Genomic DNA, 12873 nt, shown 5'->3' with positions numbered 1-12873 from the left:
TCATGAACATGAGAGTCCCGGCCGCCGCTCCCGCCACGCCGAACGGCACCACCCGTCCGCAGGTTCGCATCGTCATCGTCGGCCATGTCGATCACGGCAAGTCGACCCTGGTCGGCCGCCTGCTGCATGAGACCGGCAGCCTGCCCGAGGGCAAGCTGGAGATGCTGCAGGCGGTGTCGGCGCGCCGCGGCATGCCGTTCGAATGGTCGTTCCTGCTCGACGCGCTGCAGACCGAGCGTGACCAGGGCATCACCATCGACACCACCCAGATCCGCTTCCGCACCAATGCGCGCGAGGTCGTGCTGATCGACGCGCCCGGCCATGCCGAGTTTCTGCGCAACATGATCACCGGCGCCGCGCAGGCCGACGGCGCGGTGCTGATCATCGACGCGCTCGAAGGCGTGCGCGACCAGACCCGCCGCCACGGCTATCTGCTGCATCTGCTCGGCGTGAAGCAGGTCGCCGTCGTCGTCAACAAGATGGACCGCGTCGACTTCAGCGAGGATCGGTTCGACGCGATCAAGGCCGAGATCTCGGCACATCTCGAAGGCCTCGGCGTCAAGCCGGTCGCCGTCATCCCGATCTCCGCGCGCGACGGCGACGGCGTCGCCGAGCTGACCTCGCGGATCGGCTGGTATGGCGGTCCGACCGTTGTCGAAGCGCTCGACGGCCTGGAGCCGGCCAAGCCGCTGTCGAGCCTGCCGCTGCGCCTGCCGGTGCAGGCGATCTACAAGTTCGACGACCGCCGCATCGTCGCCGGCCGCGTCGAGGCGGGCGAATTGCGCGCCGGCGATGAGATCGTGATCATGCCGGCCGGCAAGATCGCGAAGATCAAGACCGTCGAGGGCTGGCCGCAGACGCCGGTCACGACGCCGCAAGGCGCCGGACGCTCGGTCGGCATCACGCTCGACCGCGAGCTGTTCATCGAGCGCGGCGACGTCATCGCCCATGTCGGCTGCGAGCCGCAGGCCGCGCGCCGGCTGCATGCCCGCATCTTCTGGCTGCACGACCAGCCGCTCGCCAGGGGGGACAACATCCTGGTGCGGCTCGGCACTCGCGAGGCCCGCGGCAGCGTGGTCGCGATCGAGAAGGCGGTCGATCCCGGCTCGCTGTCGAACGAGGAGAACGCGTCGATCGCGCGCAACCATGTCGGCGAGATCGAGATCGCGCTGACCCAGCCGGTCGCCGTCGACCCCTACACCGAGAATGCGCGCACCGGCCGCCTGGTCATCGAGGTGCAGGGCCGCATCGCCGGCGGCGGGCTGGTGCTGTCGATCGCAGCGGGCAAGCGCGCCGCGCCGGTCGACATCATGCCGGTGGAATCGGCGCTGCAGCCGCAGGAGCGCGCCGACCGCTATCGTCACAAGGGCGCGGTGGTCTGGATGACCGGCCTGCCCGGCGCCGGCAAGTCCACGCTCGCGCGCGCATTGGAGCGGCGGCTGTTCAGCCGCGGCGGCGCGCCGGTGCTGCTCGACGGCGACACCGTGCGCGCCGGCCTCAACAGGGATCTCGGCTTCACGCCGGAGGACCGCGCCGAGAACATCCGCCGCCTCGCCGAGGTCGCGACGCATCTCGCCCGCAACGGCCATATCGCGATCGTCGCCGCGGTGTCGCCCGCGCGCGAGGATCGCGCCGCCGCGCGCCGCGTGGCCGGCGACCTGTTCCGCGAGGTCTATGTCGCCACCGCCGCCGAGATCTGCGAGAGCCGCGACCCCAAGGGACACTACGCCAAGGCCCGCGCCGGAAACTTGCAGAACTTCACCGGCATCGGCACCGACTACGAGCCGCCGCTGGATGCGGAGCTCGTCATCGACACCGCGACGCGCGGCATCGCCGACGCCACCGACGAGCTCGAATCGCTGCTGTCGAAAACGGGCGTGCTGTTCGACGACATCGCCGACCTCGGCGCGAACATCTGACGTCTTGGTTCCCACACCACGTCATTCCGGGGCAAGGCCGCAGGCCTTGAACCCGGAATCTCGACGTTATTGCATTCTTTCCGAACAACCTCGAGATTCCGGGTTCGATCGTCAACGCACAACCGCTTCGCGGCTGCGCATTGCCGATCGCCCCGGAATGACGGGCAGGACGTCAGAGCTCGATGTGGTGACTGCTCAGACCCGCGCTACAGCGCCCCGACATACGCCGTGAGATCGTCGACCTCGTCCTCGGTCGGCAGCCGCGAGTCCATCTTCTTGGCATAGACGTCCCACATGAGCTTGACGGCATCGCGCAGCGATGCGGTGCGGCCATCGTGGAAGTACGGCGCGGTCGATGCGACCGCATGCAAGGTCGGCACCTTGAACTTGCCGCCGGTGCCGATGTCGTCCTTGCTCTTCTTGTCGAAGCTCGGCAACTGATGACAGGTGCCGCAGCCGCCATCGCCGATATAGAGATCATAGCCGCGCTTCACGGCCGCGCTCGCATCGGGCCGCGGCGTGCCGTCCTCCTTGACCTGCCAGTTGGCCGGATAGTTCAAGGTGCGCACATAGGCGACCAGCGCCGCCAAGGTCTGCTGCGACGGCTCCGCCCCCTTCATGCGGTTGACGATGATGCCGCGGATGCTGTCTTCGAGCGTCGCCGCCTGCCCCGCCCAGCCGAACACCGCGCGCTCGCCGACGCCCCACAAGGTCGGCGTGTTGCGGCCATTCGGGTCACCGTCGGCAACGACATCGAGGCCGACATAGGTCTTGTTGTTGGTGTGTCCGGTCGAGAAGTGGCAGGTGGCGCAGGACGCCTTGTTGCCGCCCGACAGGCTCGTATCGTTGAACAGCTCCAGCCCCTTGGCGGCGAGCTCGGTCTCGGACAGCGGCCCGGGCGGCGTCACCGCCGCGCCAACCGTCGTGGACTGCGCCGGCGGCTCCGTCGCACCAGCCGTGGTGGACTGCGCCGGCGGCGGCTCGGTCGCTGCGGTGGCGGGCGGAGTCTTCGGCTTCTTCGCCGCGGCGGCAGCGGGTCGAACCCTGGGCTTGTGAGCAGGCTCGGCCGCATGCACGGACTTCGGCTTCAACGCAGCGACGAGCAGCTGCATCAGCGTCGGCGCCGGCTTCGTCTCGGCCGGGCGGAGATATGGCGTCACCGACTTGTCCGCCGCAAGCGCGGGCAGCGTGAGCAGGCCCAGACACAGGACGACCGACCGCAGCCCAGTGAACGACATCACCCGTCTCCCCCCGACACGCTAGATGCAAGTCGTTATCGACAGCCTTTACGTCCGAAGTGGGACTGTGCAGGGGCAATGAATCGGCGCGGACAAAGTCCTTGCGAGACGCACGCACGAGCCCATGCTCGCGCTTCAGTTCTTTCTACGAGTAGCTTGTCATCTGGTAGGTGGCGACGGCCAGGCGCATGCATCGAGATTCATCCGCAAATCCGAATTCATCAACGTCCCCAACCTGATTTGGCCTGTCCAGTCCCGGGCGCAAAGATTTTTCTATTTCTTTTTTCCAGAAACCATGCTCTTATCCGTGCATCCCGTCCCACACGAGGGACAGTTCGCGACCGTCACGGACGTCGGGTGCGGGATGCGGTGGGCGTCTTGGGCTGCGGCGTGAGCGATCATGCTGGCGGACAGTCCTCAAGGCGCACGGCCAAGTCGTGGGGTTCTGGCATCCCGATGCTGATGCCACGCCGGCGCTGACGCCAACGCGTCGCGCGGGCAACGGTGACCACAAGCCCGGGCACCGGGGAGACCACGGAGCAACCGTAAATCCATCGCGCAGGGAAGGCCGGAGTGTTCGGCTGAGCCTGTGGTTTCTGCCGCCTGCATTTTTTCTGCAGGCGGGCCATGGGTGCAGCCCGCACCCGGCCTTCCCTGCGCCTCTCGTGATCGAGGGGCGAGCAAGAGCAAAGCTCGGACGCGAACGCGCGGCGCGAGAACGAAGTCGCATGAGCCATGACCTCCACGAGCGATGATCTCGCTGGGTTGGGCGTTGCCTCCCCACCCACAGCTGTCATCGCCCGGCTCGACCGGGCGATCCAGTATTCCAGAGACGCCAGAGGCTCCACGAGAGACCACGGCGTACTGGATCAGCCGCTTTCGCGGGTGATGACAGCGATCGAGATGGCGACAGCTACAGCGAAGCGGTGGACCTGCGAGGACAATGAGATCGACGCTACTGCCCCACCCACAGCCGTCATCGCCCGGCTCGCCGGGCGATCCAGTATTCCAGAGACGCCAGAGGCTCCATGAGAGGCCGCGGCGTACTGGATCACCCGCTTTCGCGGGTGATGACAGTGGTGGAGATGGCGACAGCCACAGCAAAGCGATGGACCTTTCGCGGGTGATGACAGCGGAGGCGGTGGCGACAGGATCGAATGCGGCGGCCTGGGGTTGTTCCGGGAGCGCCCAAGCTCGCGAGGCCCCCGAACCCCCGACCAACTGCGATACCCCTCCCCCCTTCCTTGGCCCTCGCTTTGGCGCTAAATGCACTGCACAAGCTGCCCCGGAGGCGGCCATTTCAGCCTGACCAGATCACGCGCAACGTCGCCCCTATTCGAGAGAAACGTCTCATCATGACCCGTATCGATGCCCATGGACTGAAGATCGCCCCCGTCTTGTTCGACTTCATCGCCAAGGAGGCCGCGCCCAAGACGGGAATCGATCCGGACGCGTTCTGGGCCGGCGTCGCCGCGATCCTGCGCGATCTCGGCCCGAAGAACCGCGAGTTGCTCGCGTTCCGTGACACGCTGCAGGACAAGATCGACGCCTGGCACCTCGCCAACAAGGGCAAGGCTTTCGACCTCGGCGCCTACACGGCGTTCCTGAAGGAGATCGGCTATCTGCTGCCGGAGCCGGCGACCCACAAGGTCGAGACCGCCAATGTCGACGAGGAGATCGGCAAGATCTGCGGCCCGCAGCTGGTGGTGCCGCTGACCAATGCCCGCTACGCGCTCAACGCCGCCAATGCGCGCTGGGGCTCGCTGTACGACGCCTTCTACGGCACCGATGCCATCCCGCATGATCCGAGCGAGGGTGGAAAGGGCTACAACAAGGCCAGGGGCGACAAGGTGATCGCCAAGGCCAAGGCGTTCCTCGACGCGGCCGTGCCGCTCGCCACCGGCAGCCACACCGACGTCACCGCCTACAGCGTCATCGCCGGCCAGCTCTCGGCCAAGCTCAAGAGCGGCAACGCCACAGCGCTCAAGGACGCCGCACAATTCGCCGGCTATCAGGGTTCGGCCGAGGCGCCGTCGGTGATCCTGCTCGCCAATAACGGCCTGCACATCGAGGTCGTGATCGACCGCAGCCACGTGATCGGCAAGGACGATCCGGCCGGCGTGTCCGACATGATCCTCGAAGCCGCGGTCTCGACCATCCTCGACATGGAGGACTCGGTCGCCGCCGTCGACGCCGAGGACAAGGTGCTGGTCTATCGCAACACGCTCGGCCTGATGAACGGCACGCTGTCCGCCGATTTCGAGAAGGGCGGCAAGACGCTCACGCGCGCGCTGAACAGCGACCGCAGCTACACCACGCCATCGGGCGGCACGCTGACCCTGCATGGCCGCAGCCTGCTGCTGATCCGCAACTGCGGACACCACATGTTCACCGACGCCGTGCTCGGCGCTGACGGCGAAGAGATTCCGGAAGGCATTCTCGATGCCGCCGTGACCGGCCTGCTCGCGATCCACGACCTCAAGGGCAACTCCAAGGTCAAGAACAGCCGCACCGGCTCGATCTACATCGTCAAGCCGAAGATGCACGGCCCGGACGAGGTCGCCCTGACGGTGGAGCTGTTCGCGCGCGTCGAGAAGCTGCTCGGCCTGCCGGAAAACACCATGAAGGTCGGCATCATGGACGAGGAGCGCCGCACCACGGTGAACCTGAAGGCCTGCATTCAGCAGGCGTCCAAGCGCATCGTCTTCATCAACACCGGCTTCCTCGACCGCACCGGCGACGAGATCCACACCTCGATGGAAGCGGGTCCGATGATCCGCAAGAACGAGATGAAGGCGCAGCCCTGGATCAAGGCGTACGAAGACTGGAACGTCGACATGGGCCTGATCGACGGCCTGCCCGGCCATGCCCAGATCGGCAAGGGCATGTGGGCGGCGCCGGACAAGATGGCCGACATGCTGGCGCAGAAGATCGGTCACCCCTCGGCCGGCGCCACCACCGCCTGGGTGCCGTCGCCGACCGCGGCCACGCTGCACGCTTTGCACTATCACCAGGTCAACGTGCACGCCCGTCAGGACGAGCTCACCAAGGGCGGCCCGCGCGCCAAGCTCGGCGACATCCTCACCATCCCGGTGTCGAACTCCAACTGGGCGCCGGATGACGTCCGCCAGGAGATCGACAACAACTGCCAGGGCATTCTCGGCTATGTCGTGCGCTGGATCGACCAGGGCGTCGGCTGCTCCAAGGTGCCTGATATCCACGACGTCGGCCTGATGGAGGACCGTGCGACGTTGCGCATCTCCAGCCAGCATCTCGCCAACTGGCTGCACCACGGCGTGGTCAGCAAGGACCAGGTGATGGATTCGCTCAAGCGCATGGCCGTCGTCGTCGACAAGCAGAACGCCGGCGACCCGCTGTACCAGCCGATGGCGCCCTCGTTCGATGGCGTCGCGTTCAAGGCGGCCTGCGACCTGGTGTTCGAGGGCCGGACCCAGCCGAACGGCTACACCGAGTACATCCTCACCGCGCGGCGGCGCGAGGCGAAGGCTCAGGCCTGACACTGCAAAGCCCTGGCGATCGGCCAGGGCTTTTTTTGATCTGCAGGAGGTAACATGATGCTAGTTCATATCACCGCGATGTAGCGCAGCAGCGAGATCACGCCCAGCACGATCACGATCACGCGGCAGATCTGCTTGGCCCGGCCGTCCAGCGGCAGCAGGTTGATCAGATACAGGATCAGGATGACGACGAGGAACGTGACGAGAGCACTGATGAGCATGAACGACCCCTCTGCAAGGCATGGACTGCGGTTGCCGACCTAACCCGCCTGTCGAGCGTTGGTTCCGTGCCCGGAACTTGGGCATGAGAGGCACTGGTCCCGTAGTTCTACCGAGTCGAAGCGACGGCCGAATCTTTACCGTTGGCCCGCAAAATCCCTGAGCTTTCAAGGATTCAAGAGACCGCCATGCTGAACCGCCTGACCATCTCCTCACTGCTGAAGACGGTGATCGTCACGGCCGCCCTTGCCGTCATCACCCTCTTTTCGCTCAACGCCTGGACCTCCTGGAGCAGGCTGCAATCCGCCCAGCGGATCGCGCGGGTGGCGGAGGTGTCGGGCGTCGTGTTCAAGGCGATGAACAGCATGCGCAGCGACCGTTCGACGACGATCAGGGTGCTCAACGCGGACCAGGCGATGGATGCCGACACCGAGAAGTTCCTGCGCTCGGCCCGCGACATCTACGTGCCGGCGCTGAACCGCAGCCTGGATCTGTTGAAGAGCATCGATTTTGCGCAAGCGCAGGCCCTGATCGCCGATCTCGACCGGCTCAACAAGACCATCACGGCCGAGCATGCCGAATTCTGGACCGAGATCGTCAAGCCGAAGGCCGCCCGCCGGGCTGGCTTGGCGAAGGAATATGGCGAGACGTTCGACGCACTGCTGGCGCTGCTCGACAAGATTTCGGTCAATGTCGCCGCCAGCGTCAACCACCAGAGCGCGACCGTCGACCAGTTGCTGATGATCAAGCAGATGGCCTGGCTGATGCGCAACACGGCCGGTGAAGCGTCGCTGGTCGTCAGCAACGGACTGACCACAGGCAAGGTCTCCCCGGACGCGGTGCTGGCCTACAACAAGCTGGTCGGCGGCATCGAGACCGGATGGAAGGCCGTCCAGCTCGCCGCCGCCGGCATGGAGATGTCCCCCGCGCTCTCTGCCGCCATGTCGACCACGGAGAAGGCCTATTTCACACCGGACTATGCCGGCCTGCGCGAGCGCCTGCTGGCCGCGCTGCAGAAGGGCGAGAAGCCGGAGCTGACCGCCTATCAGTGGAGTCCGTTTTCGGTGAACAAGATGACAAGCGCCGTCGCCCTGGCCGAAGCGGCGCTCGACGCCGCCAAGGAGCATTCCAGCGCGCAGCAGAGCGCAGCGACGGAGTCGCTGATCCTTCAGCTGGTGCTGCTGCTCACCGCCCTGGTCCTGAGCGGCGCGGCCATGGCTGCCGTCACCGGGCGCGTCATCCGTCCGCTGCACCGGATGCGCGACGCCATGCTCGCGGTCGCAGGTGGCGACCTCAGCGTCGACACCGGCTACACCCATCGGCAGGACGAGATCGGCGCGCTGGCCAATGCGCTCGAGACATTCAAGCAGCAGGCGCAGGACAAGCTCGCGATCGAAGCCCAGGAGCGCGAGCGCAACGCCGCAACCGCGACGCGCCAGCGCGCGATCGAAGCCTATGTCGCCGAGTTCGAGGGACTGGTGCGCAAATCGCTGGACCAGCTGGGCCAGGCCTCCACCGACATGCAGGCGACATCGGCCAGCCTGACCAACGTGTCGCGGCAGACCAATACCCGCGCCGAGGTCGCCGAGAAAGCCTCGAACGACGCCTCGATGAGCGTGCAGACGGTGGCCTCCGCCGCGGAGGAGCTCAACGCCTCGATCGCCGATATCAGCAAGCAGGCCTCCCATGCCGCGGGGATCGCCAGCCGGGCCGTGGAGCAGGCGCGCATGACCGATGGCACGGTGCAGGGCCTGTCGCAGTCGGCGAACCGCATCGGCGAGGTGGTCGGACTGATCAACAGCATCGCCTCGCAGACCAACCTGCTGGCGCTGAACGCGACCATCGAGGCGGCGCGCGCCGGCGAGGCCGGCAAGGGCTTTGCGGTGGTGGCCTCCGAGGTCAAGACACTGGCGAGCCAGACCGCCAAGGCCACTGACGAAATCTCCGAGCAGATCTCCGACATTCAGCGCGTCGCCAACGACGCGATCGACGCCATCCAGCGCATCGGCGGCATCATCGGCGAGGTCAATGAGGTGGCCACCGCGATCGCCGCGGCTGTGCAGGAGCAGGGCGCGGCGACCCAGGAGATTTCACGCAGCACCCAGTTCGCGGCCGACGGCACCAAGAACGTCTCCGACAACATCACCGGCGTGAAGTCGGATGCCGACGCGGCAGCGGCTGCGGCGGAGAACGTGCGGCATGCGTCGGAGACGCTGGAGCACCAGAGCAGGAGCCTCGGCCATCAGGTCACGGACTTCCTGGGCAAGATTCGGGCGGCCTGACGACTTGTGGAGATCACTCGGATTTAACTTGTTACCAACTAGCACACGGGAAGACCCGGAGAGTTCGAGAGACCCATGCTTAGTCGCTTCACCGTCGCCGCGATCCTGAAGACCGTCATCACCATTGCCGCGCTGATCATCATCGGCACCTTCGCCTGGAATTCGTGGGAGTCATGGCGGCGGCTGCAGGTCACCGGCAACATCCTCAAGGTTACCGACGCCTCGGCATTCCTGTTCACGGCGATGACCAACCTGCGCAGCGACCGGTCGACCACCCCCCGCGCGATCAATGCCGAACAGGCGATGGAGCCGGCAGCCGAAAAATATGTGCGCTCACTGCGCGACACCGAAATGCCCGCGCTGGCGCGCGCCCGCGAGCTGCTGCCGACGATCGAATTCGCGCAGAGCCAATCCCTCATCCCGGAGCTCGAGCGGCTCGAGAAAGCGCTTATTGGCTATCAAACCGAGTTCTGGAGCGAAGTCGCCAAGCCGAAATCCCAGCGTCGCCTGGCGCTCGCAGATAATTATGTGCAGACGGTCAGCGCGCTGCTGACGACACTCGACAAGATCAGCACGGCGCTGGTCACCAGCGTCAATCATCAGGATGCGGCCATCGACCAGTTGCTGTCGATCAAGCAGTTCGCCTGGCTGCTGCGCAGCGTCGCGGGCGAGGCGTCGTCGATCGTCGGCAACGCCATCAATTCCGGCAGCATCTCGCCCGAGAACCAGCTCGCCTATACCAAGCTCATGGGGGGAGCCGAGGCGAGCTGGACGGCGCTGCAGCTCTCGACGAGCGGCATGGAGCTGCCGCCGGCCCTCTCGACGGCACTCAAGGCGGCGCAGACCGCCTATTTCGAGCCGCAATATACGGGACTCGCGGACCGGCTCGTTGCGGCCGTCGTCAAGGGCGAGAAGCCGGAGATCACGACCACGCAATGGAGCCCGCTCGCGGTGGGGCGCATGGCCACCGCGATCACCGTCGCGGATGCCGCGCTCGATGCGGCGAAACAGCAGGCCAGCGTCCAGAATGCCGCGGCGTTGCGCTCGCTGCTGCTGCAGTCCGCGCTGCTCATTCTGGCCATCATCGCCGCGACCGGCGCCATCATGGCCATCAGCCGGCACGTGATTGTTCCGCTCCACACGATGCGCGACGCGATGCTGAAGGTCGCCGCGGGTGATCTCGCCGTCAACACCGGCTACATCCAGCGTCAGGACGAGATCGGCGCGTTGGCCCGTGCGCTCGAGACGTTCAAGCAGCAGGCGCAGGACAAGCTTGCGATCGAGGCTCAGGAGCGCGAGCGCAATGCCGCCACGGCCACGCGCCAGCGCGCGATCGAAGCCTATGTGGCCGAGTTCGAAGGCCTCGTCGGCGCGTCCCTGGAGCAGCTCGGCCGAGCTTCGACCGACATGCAGGCGACGTCGGCGGGCCTGACCAACGTGTCCCGGCAGACCAATGCCCGCGCCGAGGTGGCCTCGAAGGCCTCGAATGACGCGTCGATGAGCGTGCAGACCGTCGCGTCCGCGGCGGAAGAGCTGAACGCCTCGATCGCCGACATCTCCAAGCAGGCCTCGCATGCGGCGGGGATCGCCAGTCGCGCCGTCGAGCAGGCGCGCATGACGGACGGCACCGTGCAGGGCCTCTCGCAATCGGCCAACCGCATCGGCGAGGTCGTCGGCCTGATCAACAGCATCGCCTCGCAGACCAACCTGCTGGCGCTGAATGCGACCATCGAAGCCGCGCGCGCCGGCGAGGCCGGCAAGGGCTTTGCCGTCGTCGCCTCCGAGGTGAAGACATTGGCAAGCCAGACCGCGAAGGCGACCGATGAGATCTCGGAGCAGATCGCCGACATCCAGCGGGTCGCCAATGATGCGATCGACGCCATCCAGCGCATCGGCGGCATCATCGGCGAAGTCAACGAGGTCGCCACCGCCATCGCAGCCGCCGTGCAGGAGCAAGGTGCCGCGACGCAGGAGATCTCACGCAGCACGCAGTTTGCCGCCGACGGCACCAAGAACGTGTCCGACAACATCACCGGGGTGAAGTCGGACGCCGATGCCGCTGCCGCCGCGGCGGACAATGTTCGCAACGCCTCGGAGACGCTGGAGCAGCAGAGCAGGAGCCTCGGTCATCAGGTCACGGACTTCCTCGGCAAGATCCGCGCGGCCTGATGCCGCGCCGTGCTCAGTCCGACGCCATGACCGGCGCGCGCTCATATTTGGCGCGCAACGCCGCCGGCGCCGGCGAGAAGTTGAGCTCGGCGCTCTTGCGGCCGGCGCTGCGGTTGGCGACCTTCAGGCCGTCCTCGCTGGCAACGACGTCGCCCTTGCGCAGGGTCGGGTCGTTGTCGATCGACACTTTCGCAAGGCCGAAATGGTCCTTGCCGTTGCAGCTGCAGCCGTCGACCACCTCGGTCCGGTACTTGAATGCGTTGGGCAGTGCCGAATACGGCTTCCCGCCGTCAGTCTCGGCGCTGTCGATCGAGCTGCCATACACGACCTCGGTCTTGGACGCCGGGCAGAAGCTGTTGCACGTCGCCTCCTTGCCCTGGTCGCCGGTGGCGCCGAGCGGGAAATAGCGGCCATCACAGGTGCGCACGCACCAGGCGACGCTGCTGCTGCCGCCGCGGTACGTGACATCGCCCCGCGGCGCCGGGCGAGGCGCCGGCGGCGCCTCATCCGCGAACGGCATGCGGATGTAGGGCTGTGGCGCCGGCCGGGCTTGAAAGCCGCCGAACAGCGCGGAGAAGAAATCCTGCGCACGGGCGGCGCTCGGCGCAGCCAGCGCACCGGCGCCGACCACGGTCGCGAGCGAGATGATTGCAAGGGCCCTTCGGCTGGTCATGAACGCACTCCCGATCAATTGACAGCGGCCACCGGCAGCGACATCGCCTGCCGGCCGGAGGGCAACGACGTCACGCGCGGCACGCGACCGGCGCTTGCCTGCAGTGACGCATTCTTCGGCAGCACCACGACCTTGGTGCCGACCTGCACGCGGCTGAACAGGTCCGAGACATCCTCATTGGTCAGGCGGATGCAGCCGGAGGACACGAACTTGCCGATCGTCGTCGGATCGTTGGTGCCATGGATGCGATATTCGCTCGAGCCGAGATACATCGCGCGCGCTCCGAGCGGATTGCCCGGACCGCCGGCCATGAAGCGCGGCAGATAGGGCTGGCGCGCGATCATCTGGGCCGGCGGATGCCAGTCCGGCCATTCCGCCTTGCGCGTCACCGTCTGCACGCCCGACCAGGTGAAGCCTTCGCGCCCGACGCCGACGCCATAGCGCAACGCACGGCCGCCGCCGAGCACGTAGTAGAGATAGGTGTTGGCCGTATCGATGATGATCGTGCCGGGCGCCTCGCGCGTGTCGAGAGTGACGATCGTGCGGCGCAGCCGATCAGGCAGCAGGCTGTCCTCATCCTGATCCTGGCTGGCCGCAGGCGCAGTCTGGTCGTCCGGCGGAAACATCTGCTGCTCGACAGGCGCATAGCCGAGGCTCTGCGCGTAGGACGCGGTGATACCCGGTGCCAGCAGGAGCGCTGCGGCGATGGCGATCATCGATGCGGTTCGCTGCACGCGGCAGCGTTGACCGGAAACGAGGTTTGTCATGGGATGCCCCCTGTGGACGAGCACCGCGATGCGATGCTCAATTGCCTCCACAAACGCGAGAGAGGTCGCCGCAGTTCCGGCTGCGATG

At 66.5% G+C, this 12873-nt stretch carries 8 protein-coding genes; 4 read left to right on the top strand and 4 right to left on the bottom strand.

From position 1 onward, the window contains the following. The first annotated feature begins 2 nt into the window (after nucleotides 1-2). Nucleotides 3-1919 carry an adenylyl-sulfate kinase gene (gene cysC / locus QX108_RS24660; protein WP_315783473.1) on the top strand — a complete coding sequence of 639 codons (1917 nt, stop codon included), beginning with the start codon at nucleotides 3-5 and terminating at the stop codon, nucleotides 1917-1919. 206 nt (nucleotides 1920-2125) lie between these two features. On the opposite strand, the gene QX108_RS24655 is transcribed toward cysC, so the two are convergent. Continuing rightward, nucleotides 2126-3157, bottom strand: a complete 1032-nt coding sequence (locus tag QX108_RS24655) for a cytochrome-c peroxidase (RefSeq protein WP_315783471.1) — start codon at nucleotides 3155-3157, stop codon at nucleotides 2126-2128. Between the two features lie 1355 nt (nucleotides 3158-4512). On the opposite strand from QX108_RS24655, the gene QX108_RS24650 reads away from it, so the two are divergent. Continuing rightward, complete coding sequence (locus QX108_RS24650) at nucleotides 4513-6675, top strand: malate synthase G (protein WP_315783469.1); 2163 nt, start codon at nucleotides 4513-4515, stop codon at nucleotides 6673-6675. Nucleotides 6676-6740: 65 nt separating this feature from the next. Here the strand turns inward: QX108_RS24650 and QX108_RS24645 are convergent, their stop codons facing one another. After that, nucleotides 6741-6896: a Thivi_2564 family membrane protein gene (locus tag QX108_RS24645; RefSeq protein WP_172110058.1), complete on the bottom strand. Its 156-nt coding sequence runs from the start codon at nucleotides 6894-6896 to the stop codon at nucleotides 6741-6743. Between the two features lie 186 nt (nucleotides 6897-7082). On the opposite strand from QX108_RS24645, the gene QX108_RS24640 reads away from it, so the two are divergent. Together QX108_RS24640 and QX108_RS24635 are read left to right on the top strand one after the other, a co-directional pair. Further along, on the top strand, nucleotides 7083-9176 hold the full coding sequence (locus QX108_RS24640; RefSeq protein ID WP_315783466.1) for a HAMP domain-containing methyl-accepting chemotaxis protein: 2094 nt from the start codon (nucleotides 7083-7085) through the stop codon (nucleotides 9174-9176). A 75-nt stretch (nucleotides 9177-9251) separates the two neighbouring features. Next, on the top strand, nucleotides 9252-11345 hold the full coding sequence (locus tag QX108_RS24635; RefSeq protein WP_315724411.1) for a methyl-accepting chemotaxis protein: 2094 nt from the start codon (nucleotides 9252-9254) through the stop codon (nucleotides 11343-11345). Between the two features lie 13 nt (nucleotides 11346-11358). Here QX108_RS24635 and QX108_RS24630 read toward each other — a convergent pair whose 3' ends face one another. Together QX108_RS24630 and QX108_RS24625 are read right to left on the bottom strand one after the other, a co-directional pair. Next, a complete protein-coding gene (locus QX108_RS24630) occupies nucleotides 11359-12018 on the bottom strand; it encodes a DUF2865 domain-containing protein (RefSeq protein WP_315724409.1) in 660 nt (219 codons plus the stop codon). 14 nt (nucleotides 12019-12032) lie between these two features. Further along, nucleotides 12033-12785: a L,D-transpeptidase gene (locus QX108_RS24625; protein ID WP_315724407.1), complete on the bottom strand. Its 753-nt coding sequence runs from the start codon at nucleotides 12783-12785 to the stop codon at nucleotides 12033-12035. Nucleotides 12786-12873 lie beyond the last annotated feature (88 nt).

It is taken from the genome of Bradyrhizobium sp. SZCCHNR1002 (assembly GCF_032381435.1).
Taxonomy (GTDB): domain Bacteria; phylum Pseudomonadota; class Alphaproteobacteria; order Rhizobiales; family Xanthobacteraceae; genus Bradyrhizobium; species Bradyrhizobium aeschynomenes.
Note: the sequence above shows the minus strand (reverse complement) of the source record. Positions and strands in the feature narration are given on the sequence as shown.